General features: G+C 68.9%; 24 protein-coding genes. 15 read left to right on the top strand and 9 right to left on the bottom strand.

Going from position 1 to position 24,511, the window contains the following annotated elements:
* The first annotated feature begins 27 nt into the window (after nt 1-27).
* Entirely contained in the window at nt 28-3,570 is a 3,543-nt protein-coding gene (gene smc / locus EV652_RS29870) for a chromosome segregation protein SMC (RefSeq protein WP_132212606.1), read from the top strand.
* Between the two features lie 4 nt (nt 3,571-3,574).
* On the opposite strand, the gene EV652_RS29865 is transcribed toward smc, so the two are convergent.
* Nucleotides 3,575-3,898 (bottom strand): nuclear transport factor 2 family protein, encoded by a 324-nt coding sequence (locus tag EV652_RS29865; protein ID WP_132212605.1) that lies wholly within the window; start codon nt 3,896-3,898, stop codon nt 3,575-3,577.
* 88 nt (nt 3,899-3,986) lie between these two features.
* Between EV652_RS29865 and EV652_RS29860 the strand changes: the two genes are divergently transcribed.
* The 5 genes from EV652_RS29860 to EV652_RS29840 all read left to right on the top strand — a co-directional run bounded on the left by EV652_RS29860 (nt 3,987) and on the right by EV652_RS29840 (nt 7,639).
* Nucleotides 3,987-4,481 (top strand): COG4315 family predicted lipoprotein, encoded by a 495-nt coding sequence (locus EV652_RS29860; RefSeq protein ID WP_158441278.1) that lies wholly within the window; start codon nt 3,987-3,989, stop codon nt 4,479-4,481.
* 46 nt (nt 4,482-4,527) lie between these two features.
* On the top strand, nt 4,528-5,076 hold the full coding sequence (locus EV652_RS29855) for a sigma-70 family RNA polymerase sigma factor (RefSeq protein WP_199238467.1): 549 nt from the start codon (nt 4,528-4,530) through the stop codon (nt 5,074-5,076).
* Nucleotides 5,073-5,759 carry an anti-sigma factor family protein gene (locus EV652_RS29850; RefSeq protein ID WP_132212603.1) on the top strand — a complete coding sequence of 229 codons (687 nt, stop codon included), beginning with the start codon at nt 5,073-5,075 and terminating at the stop codon, nt 5,757-5,759. Before EV652_RS29855 ends, EV652_RS29850 begins: the two co-directional genes overlap by 4 nt.
* Before the next feature lie 42 nt (nt 5,760-5,801).
* Nucleotides 5,802-6,893: a threonine aldolase family protein gene (locus tag EV652_RS29845; protein WP_132212602.1), complete on the top strand. Its 1,092-nt coding sequence runs from the start codon at nt 5,802-5,804 to the stop codon at nt 6,891-6,893.
* 188 nt (nt 6,894-7,081) lie between these two features.
* Entirely contained in the window at nt 7,082-7,639 is a 558-nt protein-coding gene (locus tag EV652_RS29840) for a dihydrofolate reductase family protein (protein ID WP_132212601.1), read from the top strand.
* On the opposite strand, the gene EV652_RS29835 is transcribed toward EV652_RS29840, so the two are convergent.
* On the bottom strand, nt 7,636-8,541 hold the full coding sequence (locus EV652_RS29835) for a M56 family metallopeptidase (protein ID WP_132212600.1): 906 nt from the start codon (nt 8,539-8,541) through the stop codon (nt 7,636-7,638). The genes EV652_RS29840 and EV652_RS29835 overlap by 4 nt on opposite strands.
* On the bottom strand, nt 8,538-8,924 hold the full coding sequence (locus EV652_RS29830; RefSeq protein ID WP_132212599.1) for a BlaI/MecI/CopY family transcriptional regulator: 387 nt from the start codon (nt 8,922-8,924) through the stop codon (nt 8,538-8,540). The genes EV652_RS29835 and EV652_RS29830 overlap by 4 nt, the downstream gene beginning before the upstream one ends.
* An 83-nt stretch (nt 8,925-9,007) precedes the next feature.
* Here EV652_RS29830 and EV652_RS29825 point away from each other — a divergent pair, with 83 nt between their 5' ends.
* Genes EV652_RS29825 through EV652_RS29800 form a run of 6 tightly spaced genes read left to right on the top strand, consistent with a single transcriptional unit; the run spans nt 9,008 to nt 17,278 of the window.
* The gene (locus tag EV652_RS29825; protein WP_199238466.1) at nt 9,008-10,420 is read left to right on the top strand and encodes a cytochrome ubiquinol oxidase subunit I; all 1,413 of its coding nucleotides are present in this window, start codon (nt 9,008-9,010) and stop codon (nt 10,418-10,420) included.
* A 13-nt stretch (nt 10,421-10,433) separates the two neighbouring features.
* Nucleotides 10,434-11,432, top strand: a complete 999-nt coding sequence (gene cydB, locus EV652_RS29820; RefSeq protein WP_132212597.1) for a cytochrome d ubiquinol oxidase subunit II — start codon at nt 10,434-10,436, stop codon at nt 11,430-11,432.
* A complete protein-coding gene (gene cydD, locus EV652_RS29815) occupies nt 11,429-13,054 on the top strand; it encodes a thiol reductant ABC exporter subunit CydD (protein ID WP_132212596.1) in 1,626 nt (541 codons plus the stop codon). Before cydB ends, cydD begins: the two co-directional genes overlap by 4 nt.
* Nucleotides 13,051-14,706, top strand: coding sequence for a thiol reductant ABC exporter subunit CydC (gene cydC, locus EV652_RS29810; RefSeq protein ID WP_132212595.1), 1,656 nt, complete (start codon nt 13,051-13,053; stop codon nt 14,704-14,706). Before cydD ends, cydC begins: the two co-directional genes overlap by 4 nt.
* A gap of 43 nt (nt 14,707-14,749) precedes the next feature.
* Nucleotides 14,750-15,934 (top strand): signal recognition particle-docking protein FtsY, encoded by a 1,185-nt coding sequence (ftsY, locus tag EV652_RS29805; protein WP_132212594.1) that lies wholly within the window; start codon nt 14,750-14,752, stop codon nt 15,932-15,934.
* Between the two features lie 42 nt (nt 15,935-15,976).
* Nucleotides 15,977-17,278 carry an NAD(P)/FAD-dependent oxidoreductase gene (locus tag EV652_RS29800; RefSeq protein ID WP_132212593.1) on the top strand — a complete coding sequence of 434 codons (1,302 nt, stop codon included), beginning with the start codon at nt 15,977-15,979 and terminating at the stop codon, nt 17,276-17,278.
* Nucleotides 17,279-17,296: 18 nt separating this feature from the next.
* Here the strand turns inward: EV652_RS29800 and EV652_RS29795 are convergent, their stop codons facing one another.
* The 5 genes from EV652_RS29795 to EV652_RS29775 form a co-directional block, all read right to left on the bottom strand.
* Nucleotides 17,297-17,935, bottom strand: a complete 639-nt coding sequence (locus EV652_RS29795; protein WP_158441277.1) for a DivIVA domain-containing protein — start codon at nt 17,933-17,935, stop codon at nt 17,297-17,299.
* Entirely contained in the window at nt 17,932-19,068 is a 1,137-nt protein-coding gene (locus EV652_RS29790) for a globin domain-containing protein (protein ID WP_132212591.1), read from the bottom strand. The genes EV652_RS29795 and EV652_RS29790 overlap by 4 nt, the downstream gene beginning before the upstream one ends.
* 7 nt (nt 19,069-19,075) lie before the next feature.
* Nucleotides 19,076-19,465, bottom strand: coding sequence for a group I truncated hemoglobin (locus EV652_RS29785; RefSeq protein WP_158441276.1), 390 nt, complete (start codon nt 19,463-19,465; stop codon nt 19,076-19,078).
* 214 nt (nt 19,466-19,679) lie between these two features.
* A complete protein-coding gene (locus EV652_RS29780; RefSeq protein WP_132212589.1) occupies nt 19,680-20,639 on the bottom strand; it encodes an asparaginase in 960 nt (319 codons plus the stop codon).
* A 33-nt stretch (nt 20,640-20,672) separates the two neighbouring features.
* Nucleotides 20,673-21,248, bottom strand: a complete 576-nt coding sequence (locus EV652_RS29775; protein WP_132212588.1) for a helix-turn-helix domain-containing protein — start codon at nt 21,246-21,248, stop codon at nt 20,673-20,675.
* 81 nt (nt 21,249-21,329) lie between these two features.
* Between EV652_RS29775 and EV652_RS29770 the strand changes: the two genes are divergently transcribed.
* The 3 genes from EV652_RS29770 to EV652_RS29760 are packed head-to-tail and all read left to right on the top strand — an operon-like array spanning nt 21,330 to nt 23,988.
* A complete protein-coding gene (locus EV652_RS29770) occupies nt 21,330-22,274 on the top strand; it encodes an NAD(P)/FAD-dependent oxidoreductase (RefSeq protein ID WP_132212587.1) in 945 nt (314 codons plus the stop codon).
* A 26-nt stretch (nt 22,275-22,300) separates the two neighbouring features.
* Nucleotides 22,301-22,753, top strand: a complete 453-nt coding sequence (locus EV652_RS29765) for a sigma factor-like helix-turn-helix DNA-binding protein (protein WP_132212586.1) — start codon at nt 22,301-22,303, stop codon at nt 22,751-22,753.
* Nucleotides 22,750-23,988: a hypothetical protein gene (locus EV652_RS29760; protein ID WP_132212585.1), complete on the top strand. Its 1,239-nt coding sequence runs from the start codon at nt 22,750-22,752 to the stop codon at nt 23,986-23,988. Before EV652_RS29765 ends, EV652_RS29760 begins: the two co-directional genes overlap by 4 nt.
* On the opposite strand, the gene EV652_RS29755 is transcribed toward EV652_RS29760, so the two are convergent.
* Entirely contained in the window at nt 23,944-24,507 is a 564-nt protein-coding gene (locus EV652_RS29755; RefSeq protein WP_242002091.1) for a TetR/AcrR family transcriptional regulator, read from the bottom strand. The genes EV652_RS29760 and EV652_RS29755 overlap by 45 nt on opposite strands.
* Between the last annotated feature and the right edge of the window lie 4 nt (nt 24,508-24,511).

Raw genomic sequence — 24,511 nt, 5'->3', positions numbered from 1 at the left:
GAGAGCTTCGCCTTGTACCTGAAGAGCATGACGCTCCGAGGCTTCAAGTCGTTCGCGTCGGCCACGACGATGAACTTCGAAACGGGCATCACCTGCATCGTCGGCCCGAACGGCTCCGGTAAGTCCAATGTCGTCGACGCACTCGCCTGGGTGATGGGCGAGCAGGGCGCCAAATCGCTGCGTGGCGGCAAGATGGAGGACGTCATCTTCGCCGGCACCTCCGGCCGCGCCCCGCTGGGCCGCGCCGAGGTGGTGCTGACCATCGACAACACCGACGGCGCGCTGCCGATCGAGTACGCCGAGGTGACGATCTCGCGGACGATGTTCCGCAACGGCGGGTCCGACTACCAGATCAACGGCCAGAACTGCCGGCTGCTGGACGTCCAGGAACTGCTCAGCGACTCCGGGATCGGCCGCGAGATGCACGTCATCGTCGGCCAGGGCCAGCTCGACTCGATCCTGCGCGCCACGCCGGAAGGCCGCCGCGGGTTCGTCGAGGAGGCGGCCGGCGTCCTGAAACACCGCAAGCGCAAGGAAAAGGCGATCCGGAAGCTGGAGGCCACCGAGGGCAACCTGCACCGGCTCGGGGACCTGATCACCGAGATCCGCCGCCAGTTGAAGCCGCTCGGGCGCCAAGCGGAGGTGGCGCGCCGGGCGGTGACGATCCAGGCCGAGGTCCGCGACGGCCGGGCCCGGCTGCTCGCCGACGACATCGTCCAGGCGCAGTCCGCGCTGGAGGCCGAGCTCAAGGACGAGGCCGCGTTGACCCAGCGCCGCTCCGAGACCGAGGCCAAGCTGCGCGAGGCGCGCGAACTCGAGGCGGATCTGGAGGATGCGCTCCGGGAGGACGCGCCGGCCCTGCAGGCGGCTCAGGACACCTGGTACCAGTTGTCCGGCTTCGGCGAGAAGATCAAAGGGACGGCGCGGATCGCGGCGGACCGGATCCGGTCGCTGAACGACGAGGCCGAGGAGCCGCGGGCCGGGCGCGACCCGGACGAGCTCGAGCTGGAAGCCGCCCGGGTCCGTGAGACCGAGGCGCAGATCGAGGCCGAGGTCGAGGCGCACTCGGAGCTGCTGGCCGAGGCCGTCGAGCGTCGTCAGCAGCTCGAGTCGCAGGAGGCCGAGGAGGAGCGCCGGATCTCGGCGCTGATCCGGGCCGCCGCCGATCGTCGCGAGGGGCTCGCCCGGCTGACCGGCCAGGTGAACGCGCTCAAGAGCCGCGCGGCCGCCGCCGAGTCCGAGATCGGCCGCCTTGCCACCAACATGCGCGAGGCCGAGGCGCGGGCTGCGAAGGCGCAGCACGACTTCACCGCGCTGGAGACCCAGGTCGCCGGGCTGGACGCCGGTGAGAAGGGGCTCGACGACCAGTACGAGGCCGCCCAGGCGGTTCTCGACGAGATGGACGAGCGCCTGGCCAAGCTCCGCGCCGAGGAGCGCGACGCCGAGCGCGAGCGCACCGGCCTGGCCGCGCGGAAGGAAGCGCTCGAGCTCGGTCTGAACCGCAAGGACGGCGCCGGTGCCCTGCTGGCCGCCTCCGAGCAGGTGAACGGCCTGATGGGCTCCGTGGCTGCCCTCCTGAGCGTTCGGGCCGGCTATGAGACCGCCATTGCGGCCGCCCTCGGCGAGGCTGCGGACGCTGTCGCGGTCACGCACGCCGACGCGGCCTTGCACGCGGTCGGCCACCTGAAGGAGCACGATCTCGGCCGTGCCGGGATGCTTCTCGGTGACGCCCCCTCCGACGACTACGCCCTGTGGCCGCCGCTGCCGTACGGAGCGTCGTACGCCGTTGATGTCGTGGACTGCCCGGACACCCTGCGGCCTGCCTTGCGGCGGCTGCTGCGCAAGGTCGCCGTGGTGGACGACGTGGCGGCTGCCAAGTCCCTGGTCCGCAACCTGCCCGACGTCACGTGCACCACGCGGGCCGGCGACGTACTCGGGGCTCACTTCGCGTACGGCGGGTCGGACGCGGCGCCGAGCCTGATCGAGGTGCAGTCCGCGGTCGACGAGGCGGCGGAGAAGCTGACCGAGGCGACCGCCCGGAGCGAGCGGCTGCGGTTCGAGCTGGCCGCGCTCGAGGACGAGCGGACGCGGCAGAAGGAGTCCGTCGAGATCACGCTGGCCCGGCTGCACGAGTCGGACGCGGCGATGGCCGCGGTGGCCGAGCAGCTGGCGCACTTCGGGTCACTGGCGAAGGCGTCCCGCGGCGAGGCCCAGCGGATGGCCGAGGCGATTGCGGCGGCTGAGGAGGAGCGCGACCGGAACCTGACCGGCCTGGCCGAGCTGGAGGAGCGCCTCACCGACGCCGAGCAGTTCGACGACGACGGCGACGAGCCGGACACCACCGACCGGGACCGCCTCGCCGAGGCAGCCAAGGCTGGCCGTGCCGCCGAGATGGAGGCGCGACTGGCGCTGCGGACCACCGAGGAGCGGGCGCGGGCACTGTCCGGGCGTGCGGACTCGCTGGAACGCGCAGCACGGCAGGAGCGCGAGGCGCGGGCCCGGGCGATCGCACGGGCCGCACGCCGGGCCCGGCAGTCGGAGGCGGCGCAGGCCGTACACCTGGCCGCTGGTCACGTGCTGGCCCGGCTGGAGTCCTCGCTGCAGCAGGCCGCTGCCGAGCGGGCCGCGATCCAGGCGCAGCGGGCGGACCGCGAGCAGGCCCTGGCGCAGTCCCGGTCCGCGACGCGGAACCTGAGCTCCGAGCTGGAGCAGCTGACCAACACCGTGCACCGGGACGCGCTGGCGCGGGCCGAGCAGAAGATGCGGTTGGAGCAGCTGTACGAGAAGGCGCTGGGCGAGCTCGGGATCGAGGTCGAGGCGCTGGTGGCCGAGTACGGCCCGGACCAGCTGGTGCCGCCGCTGCCGAAGGACGGCGAGGACACCCTCGAGCTCGAGGGCGAGCCGTTCAACCGGACGAAGGTGGAGAAGCGGCTCAAGCAGGCCGAGCGGGCGCTGAACCAGCTCGGGCGGATCAACCCGCTCGCGCTGGAGGAGTTCGACGCGATGGAGGAGCGGCATCGCTTCCTGTCCGAGCAGCTCGACGACCTGAGGAAGTCCCGGCGCGACCTGATGGACATCGTCAAGGAGGTCGACGAGCGGGTCGAGCAGGTCTTCACCGAGGCCTACCGGGACGTCGAGGTGGCCTTCCAGCACGTGTTCAGCCGGCTGTTCCCCGGCGGTGAGGGCCGACTGGTGCTGACCGACCCGGACGACATGCTCGGCACCGGCATCGATGTCGAGGCGCGCCCGCCGGGCAAGAAGGTGAAGCGGCTGTCGCTGCTGTCCGGTGGTGAGCGGTCGCTGGTCGCGGTCGCCTTCTTGGTCGCCCTGTTCAAGGCGCGTCCGTCGCCGTTCTACATCCTCGACGAGGTCGAGGCGGCGCTGGACGACACCAACCTCGGCCGCCTGCTGGAGCTCTACGAGGAGCTGCGCGAGAACAGCCAGCTACTCGTCATCACCCACCAGAAGCGCACGATGGAGGTCGCCGACGCCCTGTACGGCGTGACCATGCGCGGCGACGGTGTGTCGTCGGTGATCTCCCAGCGGATCAGGGAACCCGAGCCAGCCTGATCGGTCAGGCGGTGATCGTCATCGAGGCGATCTGGTCGTTCTGGACGTCGAAGGTGAAGTGGGACGGGCCGTTGAAGCCGTCGCCGCCGACCTGGGTGACGATCGTCAGGGGGTTGCCAGGGGTCGACACCTCGGTACCGGTGAAGGTGGCGCGCTTGCCGATCAGCTCGTTCTCGCTCCAGGACCGGATCTGGTCCGGTCCGCGGAACTGGCGGCCCCAGTCGTCGACGTAGCCGTCCGCGGCGAAGGCCGCGACGAACGCGTCGTTGTCCTGTGCGTCGATCGCGGTCAGCGCGCGCTGGACCGCGGCCGGGATCTCGTGGCTCATGCGAACGACGATATCCCTCCCGGTTGAACCGGTCCGGGTCTCCGCACGTGTGGGGGGTGAAGATCGGCAAACCGTGAGGGGAGACATCATGAAGCGTCTGGGCATTGTGATCGGTGTGTTCGTGCTCGGCCTGGCCGGTTTGACGGCCTGTGGTGACGACAGCGACACACCGGCGAGCGGGGCCACCGCGGCCAGCAGCGGGACGAAGCTGGCGACGGCAGACGTCGGCGGGCTCGGCAAGGTCGTTGTCGACGGCAACGGACGGACCGTGTACATCTTCGACAAGGACACCTCCGGCAAGTCGAACTGCGAGGACGACTGCCTGGCGAAGTGGCCGGTCGTGCCGGCCGGTGAAGGCACCCCGAAGCTCGACGGCATCGATGCGTCCCTGGTCAGCACAGTGACCCGGAGCGACGGCAGCAAGCAGCTGGCGATCGGCGGACTGCCGATCTACCTGTTCGCCCAGGACAGCAAGGCCGGCGAGGCCAAGGGTCAGGCGGTCGGTGGAGTCTGGTGGGTCGTGGGAGCAGACGGCAAGAAGATCACCACGCAGCCGGCCGACAATGGCAATTCCGGCTACTGAGGCTTTCCCGATGTGGGTGCCCACCGTTACCGGTATCGTGCGGTCGGTGGGTGACTACCCGGGTCCACAGGCCGCCGAGGCGCTTGTCCGTTCCCTGTACGCCGAACATGGCCGCAGCCTGCTCGCATACGCGACCAGGCTCACCGGTGACCGGGCGGCCGCGGAGGACGTCGTACAGGAGACTCTGGTCCGGGCGTGGAAGCATGCGGACGACCTGACGGAGGGTAAGGGGTCCGTGCGGGGGTGGCTGCTCACCGTGGCGCGCAACATCGTCACCGACCGGGCCAGGGCGCGAGCGGTCCGGCCGACCGAGGTGGCGGACGTGGTGGACCGGCCGCCGGTGGAGGTTGACCACTCCGAGTCGGTGGTGAACACCATGGTGGTGCTGGACGCGCTGGACCAGGTATCTCCTGAGCACCGTGAAGTACTGGTGCAGCTGTACTACCGCGGCCGGTCGGTGACCGAGGCGGCGAAAGAGCTGGGTGTCCCGCCCGGTACCGTGAAATCGAGATCGTATTACGCCCTCCGAGCTCTGCGCGCGGTGATGGCCGGAACTGCTGAGTTGGCTCCAGGAAAGGGGGAGGTGGCGAGATGAGTGAGCACGACCGCTCGCAGCTCGGCGCCTACGCCCTCGGCGCGCTGGAGCCCGACGAGGTCCGTGAGGTCGACGAGCACCTGGCCACGTGCGCGGAGTGCCGCGCCGAGGTGGCCGAGCTCGAGGAGATGAAGGAGTTCCTCGGCGAGGTACCGCCCGAGGCGTTCCTGGAGGGTCCGCCGCCTGACGGCGACCTCCTGCTGCAACGCACGCTGCGAGAGGTGCGTACGGCGGCGGCACCTGCTGCTGCGCCTCGTGCGAAGCGGTCTCGATGGCTGGCGGTTGCCGCCGCGGTCATCGTGGTAGCCGGTGCGCTCGGTGGCGGTGTGGTCATCGGGCGGCAGAGCGTGGACCAGAGCGATGTGCCGGTGGCCGGCTCCAAGCAGGTGACGGCGACCGACACGACCACTGGTACGACGATGGCGACCACAGTGGAGCCGCGGGCCGGGTGGAGCTGGATCCAGGTGCAGATCAAGGGTCTGAAGGCTGGAGCCGAGTGCGAGATGCTCGTGACCGACAAGGGCGGCAAGACCTGGGTAGCGGGCACGTGGAAGGTGTCGGAGAAGTCGGCACGTGAGGGCAACAGCCGGTTCGAGGGCGGTGTGCTGGTCCCGATCGACCAGGTGAAGACGGTGCAGATCAGGACGCTCCAGGGTCAGCATGTGGTGACCACCCCGATCTGAGTCGCTTGCTCGGTCGCTTGCCGGGCACGAGAGGATGGGGCCGTGGCTACTACCTCCGACGACCTTCGGGCCCGCCGTCAGGCCGCGGCCGACAACTGTGAGCGCTGGGTGTCCGCCCGCCGGGTGCCGGTGACGGACAGGTTGCAGCGACTCGCTGAGGCCGCCACTGAGGGCAAGACCGACATGTACGGCAGCGGCGGTGACGTTGCCGCGTTGGAGCAGGAGGTAGCCGAGCTCCTGGGCAAGCCGGCGGCCGTGTTCATGCCGACCGGGATCATGGCCCAGCAGAGCGTCCTGCGGGTGTACGCCGACCGCGCGGGGACCAACCGGGTCGCGCTGCACGGGCAATCCCACCTGCTGGTGCACGAGCTGAACGCGCTGGAGGAAGTGCACGGGCTGCGGATCGAGCGGCTGACGTCCGAGCCGCGGCAGCCCCGGCCGGATGAGCTGGCTGCTATCCCGGGGAAGCTGGCCGCGGTGACCCTGGAGCTGCCGCTGCGGGAGGCCGGGTTCGTCTTGCCGACATGGGACGAGCTGGTCGTGTTCGCCGAGTCGTGTACGGAGCGCGGCGTACCACTGCATCTGGACGGGGCTCGGTTGTGGGAGAGCACGCCGTACCTGGAGCACAGCCTGGCTGAGGTGGCTGCACTGGCTTCGAGCGTCTATGTGTCGTTCTACAAGGTGCTGGGTGGGCTGAGCGGTGCGGCGCTGGCTGGCCCGGAGGATGTGATCGCCGAGGTACGGCGTTGGCAGCGCAGGCTGGGCGGCAACCTCTTCACGCTGTTCCCGTACGCCGTGTCCGCGCGCGAGGGACTCAAGACGGTGCTGCCGCAGATGGGGGACCTGTACCAGCGGGCCGTGGAGCTCTCGATGGCCTTGCAGAGCGAGGGATTCCGCGTCTTCCCGGAGCCGCCGCACACCAACTCGTTCCGCGTCTACGCGCCGCGGGCTGCCGAGGCGATCGAGCGAGTGGCGGTGGAGCGGATGGAGGCGACACGCGAGGCGATCTGCCAGCCGTGGCAGCAGGCCGACGTACCGGGCTGGTCGTGGGTGGAGCTGGTGGTGACTCCGAACACGTTGGACTGGGAAACGGACGAAGTGGCGAAAGCGTACGGGGAACTTCTGGAACAATGAGCTCGTAGCACCTTCAGTGAGGTTGGTGTGGGGATACGGGGAGAGAAGTGCTGACGTTCGTTGTCACGATGGTTGTTCTGCTGGTTCTGTCGGCGCTCGTGCTGCTGGCGGTTGCTCGGGGGGAAGGTAAGCATTTCCCGTAAACGACCGGGGCGGTGGGGTGGGATAGAGCCGTGTACGGTGCCGGGATGAGACGGTTGATCTTCCAGGAGTATGTGACGCTCGACGGTTATGCCGCCGAGCCGGACGGGGGACTGGAGTTCTCCGGCACGGTCTCCGAGCAGGCCGACGTCGACAATCTGGCGCTGCTCGAGACCGTCGACACGATGCTGCTCGGCGCGGAGACGTACCGGCTGTTCGTCGGCTTCTGGCCGACGCCGGCGGCGGCCGACGATCCGATCGCGCCGAAGCTGAACGCGCTGCGCAAGGTGGTCGTGTCCAGGACGCTCGACAGTGCGCCATGGGGTTCGGACGAGCCTGCCCTGGTGATCCGTGATGCGGTCGAGGACGTGCGCGAGCTCAAGAGCGAGGGCGGTAAGGACATCATCTTGTGGGGCAGCATCTCGCTGTTCCACACGCTGCTGATCGCCGGCCTCGTCGACGAGGTGCAGTTGCGCGTCTGCCCGGTGCTGATCGGTGCGGGGAAGAGCGTGTTCCCGACCAGTGGCGAGCTGCGCAACCTGGAGCTGATCGAGGCCAGGCCGTGGGCGAACGGCGGCGTCCTGCTGCGCTACCGGCCGGCCTAGCTGACCGCGTCGACGATCGCTTTCACGATCGGCGCCGCGACGGTGACCGTCGGCAGGACGAGTAGTCCGACGGCGACGGCGTACGTTCCTGCTGAGAGCCACGGGTAGCGTGGCTCGGGGTCAGCCAGGCGCTGGACTCTGAGCACGGTGGCGGACTTGGCTGCGGCCAGTCCGGCCTCTGGAGCGGGTGCACCGGCCAGCGCGACCAGTGCCCGGGCCAGTGGGCGTGGACCGTTGCGGCGGCGGGCGTCGTCGTCGGCCAGCAGCTCTACCAGCGTGCGTGCCTGCTCCAGCGCCACTTCACTGCGCACCCAGCGCGGGAATGCCTGGTGCAGCGCCGTGAACGCTTCCAGCACCAGGTCGTGGCGTGCACGCAGGTGAGCCTGCTCATGCGCGAGTACGGCATGCAGTTCGCTCTCATCGAGTCTCTCAAGGGCTCCGACCGACACCACCACCCTCGCGCCACGGAGCGCGGGCAGGCAGTACGCGAGAGGCGTCTCCTCGGACAGGACTCGTAGTCCAGGGATGAGACCGTCCGGTGTGGCCAGTACGTCGACCAGGTCGCGGTGCCGTTTGCGGCGGGCTCTCGTACCGACTGCCACTCGTCCGGCCGCCCAGACGAGCTTCACCAGGACCAGTGCGGTCATGGCGAGGATGGCTGCGGCCAGAAGGTCCCTGATGGAGGACGGGTTGAAGCTGGGCTCACCGGGCTGGCCTGCGGTGGAGTACGACAGGGAGATACCCGCGCCGAGTGCGGCCAGGACCGCGGCGATGGCTATCGCCTGCCAGAGCGCTACGGCGGCCCGGGGGATCCGGTAGGGCCAGGCGGAGCGGGCCAGCAGCGCCGGTGCGGGGCCGGTCAACACCAGGGCCAGTGCGGCGAGAAGGACCGGGGTGATCACCCCGCCCGATCCTCCAACCGCGCCAGGGCCTCGCGCAGAAGTGCGGCTTCCTCGTCGCTGACCTGGCCGACGAAGCGGACCAGCGCCTCACGACGATCGCCCGAGCGGTCGAGTGCGTCGCGCATGAGGTCGGCGGCCAGCTCCTCGCGTGGCGCCGCGGCCCGGTAGCGCCAGGCCTTCCCGTCGCGCTCCCGCTCGGTCAGCTTCTTCTTGGCCAGCCGGTCCAGCACTGTCATCACGGTCGTGTAGGCGAGGTCGCGGGTGGCCGACAACTGCTCGTGCACCTCGCGAACGGTCAGCGCAGTGGGTGCTGCCCAGAGCTGCTCCATCACCAACCGCTCCAGGTCCCCCAAGGGCCTCGGTGCCTTCTCGTCGCTCGCCACGTGACCAGTATAACTACACGTCGTAGTAGATCCGCGCTAGCATCTACTACGTAACGTCGTAGATGGCACGGGAGGGCCCGCGCGTGGACACCCTGGATCTGGCTCGGTGGCAGTTCGCCGTCACCACCGTGTACCACTTCTTCTTCGTCCCGGTGACGATCTCGCTGGTCGCGATCACCGCCGGGCTGCAGACCGCGTGGTACCGGACCGGCAAGGAGAAGTACCTGCGGCTGACCAAGTTCTACGGGAAGCTGTTCTTGATCAACATCGCGATGGGCGTGGTCACCGGCATCGTGCAGGAGTTCCAGTTCGGGATGAACTGGAGCGACTACTCGCGCTTCGTCGGCGACGTGTTCGGCGCGCCGCTGGCACTGGAGGGGCTGCTCGCGTTCTTCCTCGAGTCGACGTTCATCGGGTTGTGGATCTTCGGCTGGGACCGGCTGCCGCGGCGGGTTCACCTGGCCTGCATCTGGATGGTGGTGCTGGGCACGCAGTTGTCGGCGTACTTCATCCTGGCGGCCAACTCGTGGATGCAGAACCCGGTGGGCTTTCGCTACAACGCTGAGCGTGGCCGGGCGGAGTTGACCGATCTGTGGGCGGTGCTGACCAACAAGGTCGTCCTGGTCACTTACCCGCACACGATCTTCGCCGCGTTCATGGTCGGCGGCGCGTTCGTGGCCGGGGTCGCGATCTGGCACCTGGTACGGCGGCCGGACGTGGACCGCGAGGTGTTTCGGACGGCGTTGAAGCTCGGCGCGGTGATCGTGATCGCGTCCGGGGCAGGGGTGGCGATCAGCGGTGATCAGCAGGGCAAGGTGATGACCGAGGTGCAGCCGATGAAGATGGCCGCGGCCGAGGCACTGTACGAGACGGAGAAGCCGGCGTCGTTCTCGGCCTTCACCGTCGGCACGCTGGACGGATCGCGGGAGATCTACTCGCTGAAGGTGCCGTACCTGCTGTCGTTCCTGGCGACCGGGCACTTCGACGGCGAGGTGCAGGGGATCAACTCGCTGCAGGAGGCGTATGAGCAGCTGTACGGGCCGGGGTCGTACAAGCCGAACATCCCGCTGACGTATTGGACGTTCCGGTTGATGATCGGGGTCGGGATGGCGTCCGCGGCGATCGCGCTGTGGTTGCTGTGGGCAACGCGCCGGGGCAGGGATCCGAACCGGTGGTGGATCTGGCTGGCGATCCCGTTGCCGTTGCTGCCGCTGGCGGCGAACTGCTTCGGCTGGATCTTCACCGAGACCGGGCGGCAGCCCTGGCTGGTGTTCGGACTGTTGCCGACGGCATCGGGTGTGTCGCCGGGTACGACCAGTGGCGAGGTGATCACGTCGCTGGCCGGGTTCACCGTGTTGTACGGCGTGCTGGCGGTGGTCGAGGTGAAGCTCATGTTCCGGACCATCCGGGGTGGGCTGGCCGGGACGGACGCGGCGTCCGGGCACGACTCGCCCGATGACGCGCCCGAACAGAAGCCGCTGTCGTTCGCCTACTGAGAGGGCTGGGGAAATGGAACTCACGACTGTCTGGTTCCTCGCCATCGCGGGGTTGTGGATCGGGTACTTCGTCCTGGAGGGCTTCGACTTCGGCGTCGGCATGCTGTTGCGGGTGCTCGGCCGGCACGAGCCCGAGCGGCGGGCGGTGATCACCACGATCGGGCCGGTCTGGGACGGCAACGAGGTGTGGCTGATCGTGGCCGGCGGGGCGACGTTCGCCGCGTTCCCGGAGTGGTACGCGACGCTGTTCAGCGGGTTCTACCTGCCGCTGTTCGCGATCTTGGTGTCGTTGATCCTGCGCGGGGTGGCGCTGGAGTACCGCGGCAAGCGCGACGACCTGGCCTGGCGCGGGCGGATGGACACGTTGATCACGATCGGGTCGGTCGTGCCCGCCTTCCTGTGGGGACTGACGTTCGCGAACCTGGTCCGCGGTGTTCCGTTGGACGCGTCCTACGAGTACGTCGGGAACCTCGGCGACCTGTTGAGCCCGTTCGCTCTCCTCGGCGCCGTTGCCTTTACTGCGGTCTTCGTCGCCCACGGCGCGATCTTCCTGGCGCTGCGCACGACCGACGACCTCCGCCACCGCGCCAACCGGCTGGCCTCCCGCGCCGGCTTGGCCGCCGCCGTCCTGGTGGTCGCCTTCCTGTGGTGGGCGCAGGCGATCCGCGGTGACACCGGCTCGGTGATCGTCGCGGTCGCCGCAGTGGTCGCCTTCGCCGGCGGGCTGCTCGCGAACCGCGTCCGCCGCGAGGGCTGGGCCTTCATCGGTACGGCGCTCGCGGTCGGGCTGGCCGTGACTTCGCTGTTCGCCGCGATGTTCCCGGCCGTCATGCCGTCAACACTTGATCCCGGATCAACATTGACAACAGTTGATGCGGCATCAACGCCGTACACATTGAAGATCTTGACGATCATTGCCGCGATCTTCTTGCCGCTGGTGTTGCTGTACCAGGGCTGGACCTACTGGGTCTTCCGCAAGCGCGTCACCGTCGAGCCGGTCTCGGTCGCATGAAGCCGCTGGATCCGCGCCTGCTGCGGAGGGCGCGGGCTGCTCGGATCTTTCTGGCCGCATCGGTCGTGATCGGCGTTGCCAGCGGACTGTTGATCATCGTGCAGGCCGTCCTGCTGGCCCGCGGCATCGCCGACGTCGTTCTGCATGGTGATCCGATCGCGGGCGTCGCGTGGGGGCTGGGCGCTGTGGTGGTGGGTCGGGCGCTGCTGGTGTGGGGGCAGGAGGTGGTGGCACAGCGAGCGGCGGCTGCGGTCAAGTCGACGTTGCGACGCCAGGTGCTGGAGCACTCGCTCAAGCTAGGGCCGGTCTGGTTGAGCGGCGAACGCAGCAGTGCCCTGACGACCCTGCTGACCAAGGGACTCGACGACCTGGATCCGTACTTCGCCCGCTACCTCCCACAGTTGGTGCTGGCAGCAACCGTTCCCGCCGGAGTGATCGGCTGGATGGCGACCGGCGACCTGATCGCTGCCGGGACTGTGCTGGTCACCTTGCCGCTGATCCCGATCTTCATGGCGTTGATCGGTTGGGCGACCCAGGCACACAGCAGACGTCGTCAGCACGCGTTGTCCGTCCTGGCGCACAACTTCGCGGACGTCGTCGCCGGACTGTCGACACTCAAGCTGTTCGGCCGTGCGAAGGCCCAGGAGGCCGCCGTACGACGGGTGACCGACAAGCACCGGGTCGCGTCGATGAGCAGTCTGCGGTTGGCGTTCCTGTCGTCACTGGCACTGGAACTGCTGGCCAGCATCTCGGTGGCGCTGGTCGCGGTCGGTGTCGGACTCCGACTGGTCGAAGGAAGGCTAGGACTCGAGACGGCGTTGATGGTGCTGATCCTCGCGCCCGAGGCGTACCTCCCGCTGCGACAGGTCGGCATGCACTTCCACGCCAGCGCGGACGGGGTTGCCGCCAGTGAAGAGGTGTTCCGCGTCCTGGAGACACCCCTACCCGAGCGAGGCGACCGCACCGACGTCCCCGACCTACGCGTGAGCTCCCTCCACCTGTACGACGTGACAGTGCGGTACCCGGGTCGCGACGAGCCGGCGCTCGACGGCTTCGACCTAGATGTCCGGCCGGGTGAAGTGATTGCACTCACCGGCCCGAGTGGTGCGGGCAAGTCGACAGTGCTGGCCGTCCTGCTCGGGTTCGTCGCGCCGGACCGCGGTGTGGTGGTTGCCGGCGGGAGTGCAGCCGACGAGTTCGCGCCGACGGTCTGGAGGCAGCAGTTCGCGTGGGTGCCGCAGCGGCCAGGGCTGCGCATGGGCACGGTCGCGGACAACGTGCGGCTCGGCCGCCCGGATGCATCGGACGACGAAGTACGACTGGCGTTGATCGGTGCCGGGGCCAGCGAGCTGGCGCAGGACAAGGCGGTGGGGGAGCAGGGCCAGTTGTTGTCGGGCGGTCAGCAGCGCCGGGTGGCTCTGGCTCGCGCGTTGATCACGGATGCACCCGTGTTGCTGCTGGATGAGCCGACGGCTGGGTTGGACGCCGACGCCGAAGCCACAGTGATCGCGGGCCTGCGTGCCAGCGGTCGGACAGTGCTCATGGTCGCCCACCGGCCTGCACTGATCGCTGCCGCAGACCGAACAGTCACCGTGGGCGCGAGAGAGCTGGTGAACGCATGAGCGCGAAGAGAAGTGCTGGTGTGGTTGGCGGGGCTCAGCTCTGGAGTCTGGTCAGGCCGGAGGGGCGTCTGTGGTGGCGGCTGTTGCTGGCGCTGATGACCGGGGTGCTCGCGGCGGGTTCGGGGGTGGCGTTGCTGGCCACCTCGGCTTGGTTGATCACCACTGCGGCGGCTCAGCCTCCGGTGCTGATCCTGATGGTGGCGATCGTGGCTGTGCGGGCGTTCGGTGTCGGCCGGGGCGTGTTCCGATACGTCGAGCGGCTGGTCGGGCACGACGCGGCGTACCGGGTGCTGGGGGAGACTCGGGCCCGCATCACCGGACGGCTGGAGAAGCTCGCACCGGGAGGTCTGAGCTCACGCCGCAAGGGCGACCTCCTCGCGCGACTCGTGCTCGACGTCGACGCGGTGCTCGACCTCTGGTTGCGAGTCCTGCTGCCGGTTGCAGTCGCAGCAGTCACCGCAACAGCGACCGTCGCCCTCCTGGCACTGCTGCTCCCCGCAGCAGGCGCTGCCGTTGCACTGGCAGTCCTCGTCGCATGCACCGTCGTACCGTGGCTGACGGCTGGAACGGCCGCCCGGGCTGAGCGGAAGATCGCCGGCTCACGTGGCGAGGTGGCGGCCGCTGCAACCGAGACACTCCTCACCGCAGGAGACGTGGTCGCCTTCAACGCGGTCGACGACGTACTCAACTCCTTCAGCGCCAGTGACGCGAAGCTGGCCAACGCGGAGCGACGCTCGGCCTGGAGTGCAGGGCTCGGCAGCGCGTTGCTCATGCTGTGCGTCGGCGGCGCGAGCGTGGCCGGGCTCATGCTCGGCAGTACGGCGAACATAACCGGCGCGGTGTTCGCTGTACTCGTCCTGACGCCGCTCGCGCTCGCCGACGTACTCGGAGGCATTCCAGCCGCCGCGCAGCTAGCCATCCGCGTGCGGGCGTCACTCGGCCGAGTGCAGGAGCTCCTGGACAGCCCCGAGCCAGTGACCGAGTCCGTAAACCCGGTGCCGTTGCCAGACGGCCGGGACCTGGAGGTGAAGCTCCTGCGGGTCGGGTACGGCGACGACGACGTACTGGATGGGTTGAGTCTGGACATGCCGGCCGGGAGCCGGGTGGTGATCACCGGGCCGAGTGGTTCGGGCAAGAGCACGCTGGCCGCGGTGCTGCTGCGGTTCCTGGAACCTCGGGCTGGTGAGGTCCTGCTGGACGGTGTGGACCTGGCGCGGCTCGAAGGCGATCAGGTGCGGTTTGTGGTCGGGCTGCTGACGCAGGAGAGCCACGTGTTCGACACGAGCATCCGGGAGAACCTCCTGCTCGCCAAACCCGGTGCGAGTGACCTGATGCTGTGGAGAGCGCTGTACCGGGCTCGGCTCGGGGTGTTCGTGGAGAAGCTGCCGGATGGGCTCGACACGATGGTGGGCGAGCACGGTGCGCGTCTGTCGGGCGGTGAGCGCCAGCGGCTCGCGTTCGCCCGTCTGCTCCTGGCCGATCGCGACGTACTCGTGCTCGACGAGCCGACGGAACACCTGGACGAGGAGACCAGCCGAGCGCTGCTGGAGGACCTATTCGCCGCGGCCGGTCGCCGTACTGTGGTCCTCCTCACCCACCGGCCCGAGCTGGTTCCTCCTCACGTATCGCGACAGCTGGTGCGCCTGACGTGACGAATGCGGGCGGCGGGCTGGGTGTCTGTCAAGATGGGGAACCGTGTTGACTCCCCAGCTTGTCGCTCAGCTTGCCGACTCCGTTCTGATCGTCATCATCGTGGCCGCAGTGGTCCTGGCCGCCGGTACTGCCGGACTGGTCGTGACCCGCCGCCGCAAGGCTCAACTGCCGCCGTCCGACCAGCCGGCGTCGCTGGAGACCGCGGAGCCGAAGGTCGGTGACGACGCGGAGGAGCCGCGCGACACGCCGACGCGGACGCTGGAGGACACCGAGCTCCCCGAGGAGCCGGTCGCGACCATCGAGAAGCCCGAGTCGGCGCAGGGTCGGCTGGTCCGGCTGCGGGCCCGCCTGGCGCGGTCGCAGGGCTCGCTCGGCAAGGGGCTGCTTGCGCTGCTGTCGCGGGACAAGCTGGACGAAGAGGCGTGGGAGGACATCGAGACCACCCTCATCACCGCTGACGTCGGTGTGGCGCCCACGCAGGAGCTGGTCGAGCGGCTGCGGACCCGGATCCGCGTCGAGGGCGTCGGCGCCGAGCAGGCCCGGCAGATCCTGCGCGAGGAGCTGATCGAGCTGGTCAACCCGTCGCTGGACCGCTCGCTCAAGTTGAGCCGTAAGGACAGCCAGCCGGCCGTTGTCCTGGTGGTCGGGGTGAACGGCACCGGCAAGACCACCACGGTGGGCAAGCTGGCCCGGATCCTGGTCGCCGAGGACAAGCACGTCGTACTGGGTGCGGCGGACACGTTCCGGGCGGCGGCCGCGGACCAGCTGCAGACGTGGGGCGAGCGGGTCGGTGTGCTGACTGTGCGCGGGCCTGAGGGCGGTGACCCGGCCAGCATCGCGTTCGACTCGGTCAAGCAGGGCATCGAGGAGGAGGCGGACGTCGTAATCGTCGACACCGCCGGACGGCTGCACACCAAGACGGGCCTGATGGACGAGCTCGGCAAGGTGAAGCGGGTGATCGAGAAGTCCGCGGAGGTGGACGAGGTGCTGCTCGTCATCGACGCCACCACCGGCCAGAACGGCCTCACCCAGGCCCGGGTGTTCGCGGACGTCATCAACGTCACCGGCCTGGTCCTGACCAAGCTCGACGGGACCGCGAAGGGCGGCATCGTGATCGCGGTCCAGCGCGAGCTCGGAGTCCCGGTGAAGCTGGTCGGCCTCGGCGAAGGCCCGGACGACATGGCCCCGTTCGACCCCGAGCAGTTCGTCGACGCGCTGCTCGACTGAGGGGTCTCGTTTCGCCTGGGTGGAATCTGGTACCCAGGGAGAATGAAGCGACCGAGGATCGTCATCGTCGGGGCCGGGTTCGCGGGGTACAACGCGGCGAAGACGCTGTGCCGGCTGGCGCGCGGGCGGGCCGACATCGTGGTGGTCAACCCGACGGACTACTTCCTGTACGTGCCGCTCCTGCCCGAGGTGGCGAGTGGGATTCTCGAGCCACGGCGGTTGACCGTGTCGATCGCCGACTCGTTGCCCGACGTACGCCTGGTGCTCGGCGAGGTGGACGGTCTCGACCTGGAGCACCGCAAGGTCCGGTACGCCGATCCGCTCGACCGGCGCGAGGAGATCCGGTACGACCGGCTCATCATCGCCGCGGGCAGTGTGAACAAGCTGCTGCCCATCCCCGGCGTCACGGAGTACGCCCACGGGTTCCGCGGCATCCCCGAGGCCGTGTTCCTCCGCGATCACCTGACCCAGCAGGTCGAGCTGGCCGACGCCACCGACAGCCTGGCCGAGCGAAACGCACTCTGCACCTTTGTGGTCGTCGGAGCCGGCTATACAGGCACTGAGGTGGCCGCACACGGTGTGCTCTACACAGAGATCCTCAAGAAGCGTCGACCACGCCTACGCCACCAACGGATGCGCTGGATGCTCCTGGACATCGCCGACCGGGTTCTGCCCGAGCTGGACGAGCGGTTGTCGCGTACGGCGGACAAGGTGCTGCGCGAGCGTGGTGTCGACGTACTGATGGGCAGATCGGTCGAGGAGGCCAAGCACGACGGCGTACGGCTCACCGACAAGTCGTTCGTGCCGACACACTCGCTCATCTGGTGTGTCGGCGTACGGCCGGACCCCATGGTCGACGGGCTCGGGCTGAAGACCGAGAAGGGTCGTCTGCTCGTCGACGAGTACCTGAACGTGCCGGACCACCCCGAGGTGTTCGCCTGCGGTGACGCGGCCGCCGTGCCCGACCTGACTAGGCCAGGCGAGTACACGCCCATGACAGCGCAGCATGCCGAGCGTCAGGGCAAGCGGGCCGCCAAGAACGTCGCGGCCGGCTTCGGGACCGGTGAGCGCCAGCCGTACGTGCACAGCGACCTCGGGTTCGTCGTGGACCTGGGTGGTACCCAGGCCGCGGCCAACCCGCTGCAGGTCCCGCTCGCCGGCTTCCCGGCGAAGGTGGTGACACGCGGCTACCACCTCCTCTCCATGCCGGGTAACCGCGTCCGCACAGCCACGGACTGGCTGTACGACGCGGTACTGCGGCGCCAGACCACCCAACTCGGTGTCATCCCCGCGGCCGACGTACCACTCGAGACCGCAAGCCCGGAGCGGACCAGAAAGCACTGAAGAGCGGAGCAGCCGCGCTCAGATCGGACGGCGATGACCTGCCTGGGGCCGGGAATCGCGGAGAGCGTCGGCCGTGTCGGTGGACAGATCGGTCCACCACTGGATCTCCTCGTGCCTGGTCGGTTCCTGCGGCACCCGCGGTAGCTGGCCGAGTCGCTCCACCTGCTCCGCGAGAGCGTCCAGGACCGACCGGAGTTGGACGCTGGCCACCTGCGTGAAGGTGCGGACGTACTCGAGCTCGGCTGCCTGCGCGTCGCTGGGCGGCAGGTGCTTGACCGCAGTCTCCACCGAGTCGCGCGCCTGCTCCAGCGCGTCCCGCTGCTGACCGCGGGCCGACTCCACCAGATCCTTCGCGTACTGCTCGGCCTCGGCGACGAGGTTGTCCGCGATCTGCTGGGCCTGGCTGAGCAGCCCGACGGCATGCGCGGTGATGTGGGCGCGCTGATCGGCATCGGGTGTGCTGTTGCGGTGCCGCTCGACCTCGGCCCGGAGCTCGGCCCGGTCCGCGTCGGCGTACTCGATCTGTTCGGCCAGTCCGCCCAGGTACGCCGCCACCTCGTCCGGGTCCAGGCCCCTCCGCCGGGTACGGAAGGTCTGGTGCCTGATCGCGTATGGCGACTGCGCGGGTCTGCGGGCGAACGGGTCTTCAGGCGTCACTGCTGGCCCCCTGCCGAGGTCGTGGTCCCGAGGGACTCGGTGCGGATGTCGGCCGCCGGGACACCGGCTCCGGTGAGTTCTTCGACGGTCTGCCGGACCATACCGGGGGAACCGCACACCAAGGCGGTGTGGCCTGCCCACGGCCCGTGATCCGCCGCGACCGTCCCGACCGGCCCACGGGGGCCTGGGAACGACTTGTCGTCGGAGACGACGCCGGTGTAGCGGAACCACGGCCGCTGGGTGAGGTTGCTGAGTTGCTTGTGCTCGTAGAGGTTCCACGGCATGCGGGCACCGTGGAACAGATGCACCCGCGGCACCTCGGCCGGTTGCGTGCGCCGGTCGAGCTGTTCGAGCATCGCCCGGAACGGCGCGAGTCCGGTCCCGCCGGCCACCATCAAGATGTCCTGGCCGCCCGCGGGCAGCTTCAGACTGTCACCGACCGGAGCGCCGAGGCGGACCGGGTCACCTCGCTTGAGCGAACGCACAGCAGGCCCACTGACCTGGCCGCCGGGGACCAGTCCGATGTGCAGTTCGAAGGAGCCGTCGTCGCGTGGCGCGCTGGCCGGGCTGTAGTAGCGCCAACGCCGGGGCCGGTAGGGGATCTCCAGCGCGACGGACTGCCCAGGCTGGTAGTCGAGGGGCCGCTCAGGTCGGATCTGCACGATCGTCACGTCCATCGTGCGTCGATCGACCCCCAGCACCTCGCCGGACCACCAGGCAGGGCTGTCCTCCGCCGCCTCCTCGGCGGCCTGGACCATCACGGTCGCGACCAGGCCGTACGCCTCGGCCCAGTCGGCCGCCAACTCGGCGGTCCAGGCGGCGCCGAGGAAATGCTGCAAGGTCGCCAGCAGCGACCCCCCGACCGCCGAGTAGTGCTCGGCGACCGCGCCGAACCGGCGGTGGTCCCGGCCGAGCTGCTGCAGGAACGGCACGACCTCGTCGACCTGCGCCACGTTGCTGACCACGGCACCGAGCGCGCCGACGAGCTTGTCCCGCTGGGCGGCCATCGAGACCGGGAACATCTCCCGGACCTCCGGATGGGACAGGAACAGGTGTGAGTAGAAGAACAACGGCACCTCGTCGCCTGACTTCGCGACCACGGCCCAGCTGTTCTTCAGTGCTACCGGGTCCATCCCCGGATCAGTGTGCGGTGACGATGTCGCCCTGGGTGGCGCCCAGTGCCGTCACAACGCGCCCGACGATGTCGCCGGGCACCTCGTGTGCCTCCAGCGCATCGACCAGGTGGACGACCACCTTGCCGAAGTCGTCGCCGGTGATCCCGCGGCCCTGGTGTGCCTGCGCCAGATCGGCACCGTCGTACGACACCGGACCGCCCATCACCTGCGAGACCAGCTGCACCTGGTGCCGCTTGAGGCGGGCCAGATCGGTGTCCACGAAGTAGCCGGCGAGCTGCGGATCGCCGAGCACCTTCTGGTAGAAGACATCCACCACCGAGGCGATCGCCGGACCACCGCCGACCGCCGCGTAATCGCTGTTGTCCCCGCTGGTGCCCTGTGCCTGCTCGACCACGGCGCAACCATCTCCCAGTCCTCGAAATCGGCTCCCCGAGCGGTGACGATCCGAGCACCCTCCGGGGCCGGGGTCAAGCGTTTGGCGACAATTGGTCACAATCCGTCCGAAGTTCGTGCCAGCCGTTGACACGGACGTCTGGTCTTGTGAAGGTGTTTGCTTACTATGTCCCGCAGTAGTTGCTGAAGGCAATTATTCGGCCCGCCCGCAGCCTCTAGCGGTACTGCGCGAACGCCGCCTCGAGATCGTCATCCGTTGCCAACAGCAACCGAAGTAGGATGCGCGCCTTGTAAGGGTCCAGGAAGCCGCCGTCGACCAGTCCACGCTGCAGCAGGTCGGACTCCGACCCCACCGACTTGTAGGTGTTCCGCAGTACCGAACCACCACCTGTCCGCGACGTCAGCACCACCGGCATCACTGCAGCCAGTTCGCCCAGCACAGGGGCGAGTGCAGACGGCACGTGGCCCACGCCGAACCCAGCAACGACCAGACCCTGGTGTGTGTCCGCCAAGCCCTGCAGTAGCAGGCCGTCGTCGTCCATCGTCACCGTGTACAGTGCCACCCGGGTCGCATCGAGCTCAGCCGGCTCAGCCCTTCCGTGTACGCCGTCCAGTCGCAGCGGACGGGTGAGGATGCGGACTCGGTCCTCGACCACATGGCCGATCGGACCGGCGTTGGGTGATACGAACGTCGCCGTACTGGTGCTGTGGGTCTTACACACCCACCGGGCCGCGTGGATCTCCTCCTTGAACACGACCAGAGCACCGAGGTCGCGGGCCGCAGGGGCGCCGGCGACGCGTACGGCGGCCAGGAGGTTGGCCGGACCGTCAGGACCGGCGAGCGTCGGGTTGCGCATCGCACCGGTGAGGACGAACGGCTGCGGGTGCGGCCACACCTGGTCGACGAGGAAGGCGGTCTCTTCGAGGTTGTCGGTCCCCTGTGTGACCACGACACCGCTGGCGCCGTCCGCCACCGCCTTCGATGCGGCGTCGACCACGTCGAGCATCGTCGAGGCGGTCAGGTTGGCACTGGGTACCTTCTCGACGTCCTGGATCTCGACGGCGTGACCGACCTCGGCCAGCCCTGGTACGGCCGCGGTGAGGTCGTCACCGGTGAGCCGGTGGTTGCCGGCCATCGAGATGGTGCCGCCCAAAGTGAACAACGCGACGCTCACAACAGTTCCTCCTCCGGATCGAACTGGCGCAGGCTACCGGGTGCGGGCGCGCACATGCATCCGTTCGCCCTGCGGGCCGTAGAGGCACAGCGCCTCGGCCGGGCCCGGCCCGGGGTTGCCGAACCAGTGCGGCACCCTGGTGTCGAACTCGGCCACTTCACCCTCGGTCAGCATGAAGTCGTTGTCGCCGAGCACCAGCCGGATCCGCCCGGACAGCATGTAGATCCAGTCGTACCCCTCGTGCGTCTTCTGCACCACGTCACCGCCCGGCCATCCCTCCGGCAGGATCTGTTTGAACGCCTGCAGCCCGCCCGGCCGCCGGGACAGCGGGATGTGCACGACGCCGTGGTGCTTGATCGGCTTCGCGTGGATCCGCGGATCACCCGTCGGTGGCGCGTCGACCAGCTCGTCCAGCTGTACCTGGTGCGCACGGGCGAGGGGCAGCAGCAGCTCCAGCGTGGGGCGGCGCTGACCGGACTCCAGCCGGGACAGCGTGCTCACCGAGATCCCGGTGGACTCCGACAGCTGGGCCAGCGTCGTCTTCCGCTCGGCCCGCAGCATCCGCAGCCGCGGTCCGACGGCCTCGAGAACGTCATCGAACGTGTCCATGTTGCCATTGTGGCAAAGAAAGTTGTCGAAAACGAAAGCCCGGGCGGATCCTCGAGGTACCGAGACAGAGGAGTCCGAGAGATGAAGACCTACGACGTGATCGTGGTCGGCGGGGGAGCCGCCGGGCTGAGTGGTGCGCTGGCGCTGGTGCGGTCGCGCCGGTCGGTGCTGGTCGTCGACGACGGTACGCCGCGCAATGCCCCGGCCGAGGCGGTCCACAACTTCCTGACCCGCGACGGGGTCCCACCGGCCGAGCTGTACGCGATCGGTCGCCAGGAGGTCGCCGGGTACGGCGGTGAGTTCGCGACCGGCACCGTGACAGCAGTCCGCCGGGACGAGCTGTTCACAGTCGAGCTTGCGGACGGTACGACGTACCAGGGCCGGCGGCTGCTGGTGACGACCGGGCTGACGGACGTGCTGCCCGACGTACGTGGACTGGCCGAGCGGTGGGGGCGTGACGTGCTGCACTGCCCGTACTGCCACGGTTGGGAGGTGCGTGACCAGGCGATCGGCATTCTGGCGAGCAGTGGGATGGCGACGCACCAGGCGCTGCTGTTCCGGCAGATGAGTGACGACGTGACGCTGTTCGTGCACACCGCGCCGGAGCCGACGGATGAGCAGTGGGAACAGCTCGCAGCTCGCGGAATCTCCGTAGTACAAGGGAAAGTCGAGCAGCTCGAGGTGGAGAACGACAAGCTGACTGGTGTCCAACTGGAGGGTGGCAGAGTCATCCCGCGCCAGGCGCTGGCCGTGCAGACCAGCATGCGGGCCCGTGCGGCGTTCCTGACCGATTTGGGCCTCGAGACCGTCGAACAGGAGGCCAACGGGCTGGTGATGGGCACTGTCGTCCCGGCCGACTCGATGGGCGCCACCGCCGTACCCGGCGTCTTCGTGGCCGGCAACGTGACCGACGCCCGCGCCCAGGTCATCCCGGCCGCCGCGGCCGGCCTGATGGCCGCTGGAGGTATCAATGCGGACCTGATCGCGGAAGAGACCCGGCTGGCGGTGGCCGCGCGCAGTAGTTGAGGAGTTGAATAGGGGCGGGAGGGTGGATGCAGGAATCGGTCGACCCGGACTTCGCCTCGTATGTCGACGCGAGGCAGGGCAGATGGCTCCGTACGGCGTACCTCGTGTACGGCGACCTGGAGCGAGCTGAGGATGCACTGCTGCACGCCTTCACCCGGCTGTCACTGTCCTGGTTCAAGGTGGACGACCCGGACGCGTTCGTCCAGCGGCTGCTCTACCAGCCGGCTCTGGTGCGGTGGAACCGGGTGAAGGCGTTCCCGGACGAGGACGACCCAGTCAAACTCGCACTGGCCGAGCTGACTCCCGCACAGCGCGCTGTGTTCGTGCTGCTGCACCTGGAGGAGCTCACCGAGTTCGAGGTGGGGGACATACTCAACCTGTCCCACACAACCGTGCACGGACACGGCCTCACCGCGTTCAGTCGCTTCCGTACGGCGCTCGGCGCGGGCGACTGGCGTGACGCGGAAGAACCGCGATGAGGCGCGAGGACATCCAGCCCCTGCTCTACCAGGCTGCGGACCGAGTGCCAGAGCCTGACCTGGCCGACGCGGCCTGGGCCGATGGAGTGGCAACCAGGCGCCGTCGACGTCGCAACGTCCTGATCGCCTTGCTGACTGTCCTGGGCATCGCTGTGGGCGCGGCGATCGGATTCGGAGTCAGTGGGAGCAGGAGCGCCGAGCTCGTTCCGCCACCGACCACGCCGACGCTCCCTCAAGGCTATCTGCCACCGGCCGGGCAGATCGCCGGGATCGACTACTGGGTCGCGCCACCCGCCGGCAGTGAGCGATTCCTCGACCGGCTCTACACACCGCTCGGCGACCGCCTGCGGCTGCCGGACGACCCAGACTCGCTGTCCGAGCACCGGCTCGAGAATCTGGCCGCGGTGGTGCTCGAGGAAAGAGGCGGCCGGTACGACGCGCTGCTGCTCGGTGAAGACTCGAGCTGGGCGCGCGCAGACCTGCAGCTGCGCAAGATCCGCACCGGATCACCGCTGAGCTCAGGTGCGATCTCGCCCGACGGACGCTTCGCAGCCTTCCCGCAGCCGGGCGAGCTGGTCATTGTCGACGTGACGACCGCAGAGGTCTTCCGCTTCACCCTGCCGAGCCAGGACGTCAGCAGCGTGTCCTGGCTGCCGACCGCCGAGCGCATCCTGGTGAGCGGGCCCGGTGTGGCCTATCGAGTGGTGGTGGGCGAGGGCGGTGACGGTGAGAAACCGGTGACCGCGATCCCGTCGGCCAGGAATCCCGCGTCGATCACAGCGCCGTACCGGATGGACAGCGGAGCCGTACTCCGATACTTGGTCAACGGCGAGTATTCACTCGACAGCGAGCTGCAACTGCCCGTCCGGACCTGGGTGGGCCAGACCTTCTCGACGTACACGATGACGGCCCGGCTGTTCATCGCGAACGACATCCAGCAGGTGCCCACCAAGTCCTCTCAACCACAGGTCGTGGCGGCGATCTCCACCCTGCGCGCCCTGCGCAGCAGCCTGCTTGTGCTGGGGGAGACCGACCCGTCGACGCCGGGCACGGCCGACCCAGCCCACGTCCGGGAGCCCGGCTGCTGCGCCGTACTCGGCTGGTACGACGACTACAAGCCGCTGATCCTGGTCCGTGGCTGGGTGCTCGCCTGGGACGTCCGCACCGGCAAGGTGCAGCGCGTCACCGAGCTAGCCGTCGACGGTGTCGCTCTCGGGCCGGGGATCCGGCCCTGAGTCCTCCTCCATGACGCAGCGCAGGGTGAACCTCAGCAGCCGGTCGGCGTCCTCGGGCGCGGGCATCGGCTCACCGGTCAGCGCACGGATGACGAACACGCCGGCCAGCCACTGCACCATCAGCGCCGGGTCCGCGGTGCGCCGGATCGGCTCACCGCGGGCGAGGGCCCGGTCCAGCGCGGCCTGTGTGAGCTGGATCCGCCGCTCCAGGAAGGCACGGTAGATCGCGGCCGACCGCTCGTCGCGGTTCGCCTCCGACACCGCCAGGCGGATCAGAGCCAGCCCTTCTTTGCTGTTCACGAACATCAGAGCATCGGTGTAGACCTGGCGCAGGTCGCCCTCGATCGACCCGGTGTCGGCATCTGGGATCTCGATGTCGAACAGGTCGGCCAGGGCGTCGTTGGCCAGTTGCTCCTTGCTCACCCAGCGTCGATAGATCGTCGCCTTGCCCACTCCCGCGGCCTCGGCGACATCGTCGACTGTCATTCCGTCGAATCCCCGCTCCAGCAGCAGCTGCACGGCG

Source organism: Kribbella steppae (genome assembly GCF_004342025.1).
Classification (GTDB): domain Bacteria; phylum Actinomycetota; class Actinomycetes; order Propionibacteriales; family Kribbellaceae; genus Kribbella; species Kribbella steppae.
This window is presented reverse-complemented; position numbering and strand designations above follow the sequence as displayed.

Bases quoted from the DNA above. Each gene is read 5' to 3' on its own strand.
- cydB (WP_132212597.1), top strand. From the start codon at position 10,434: ATGGAACTCACGACTGTCTGGTTCCTCGCCATCGCGGGGTTGTGGATC.
- EV652_RS29840 (WP_132212601.1), top strand. From the start codon at position 7,082: ATGAGACGGTTGATCTTCCAGGAGTATGTGACGCTCGACGGTTATGCC.
- smc (WP_132212606.1), top strand. From the start codon at position 28: ATGACGCTCCGAGGCTTCAAGTCGTTCGCGTCGGCCACGACGATGAAC.
- EV652_RS29765 (WP_132212586.1), top strand. From the start codon at position 22,301: ATGCAGGAATCGGTCGACCCGGACTTCGCCTCGTATGTCGACGCGAGG.
- cydD (WP_132212596.1), top strand. From the start codon at position 11,429: ATGAAGCCGCTGGATCCGCGCCTGCTGCGGAGGGCGCGGGCTGCTCGG.
- EV652_RS29865 (WP_132212605.1), bottom strand. From the start codon at position 3,898: ATGAGCCACGAGATCCCGGCCGCGGTCCAGCGCGCGCTGACCGCGATC.
- EV652_RS29800 (WP_132212593.1), top strand. From the start codon at position 15,977: ATGAAGCGACCGAGGATCGTCATCGTCGGGGCCGGGTTCGCGGGGTAC.
- EV652_RS29860 (WP_158441278.1), top strand. From the start codon at position 3,987: ATGAAGCGTCTGGGCATTGTGATCGGTGTGTTCGTGCTCGGCCTGGCC.
- EV652_RS29760 (WP_132212585.1), top strand. From the start codon at position 22,750: ATGAGGCGCGAGGACATCCAGCCCCTGCTCTACCAGGCTGCGGACCGA.
- EV652_RS29850 (WP_132212603.1), top strand. From the start codon at position 5,073: ATGAGTGAGCACGACCGCTCGCAGCTCGGCGCCTACGCCCTCGGCGCG.
- cydC (WP_132212595.1), top strand. From the start codon at position 13,051: ATGAGCGCGAAGAGAAGTGCTGGTGTGGTTGGCGGGGCTCAGCTCTGG.
- EV652_RS29770 (WP_132212587.1), top strand. From the start codon at position 21,330: ATGAAGACCTACGACGTGATCGTGGTCGGCGGGGGAGCCGCCGGGCTG.
- EV652_RS29790 (WP_132212591.1), bottom strand. From the start codon at position 19,068: ATGGACCCGGTAGCACTGAAGAACAGCTGGGCCGTGGTCGCGAAGTCA.
- EV652_RS29775 (WP_132212588.1), bottom strand. From the start codon at position 21,248: ATGGACACGTTCGATGACGTTCTCGAGGCCGTCGGACCGCGGCTGCGG.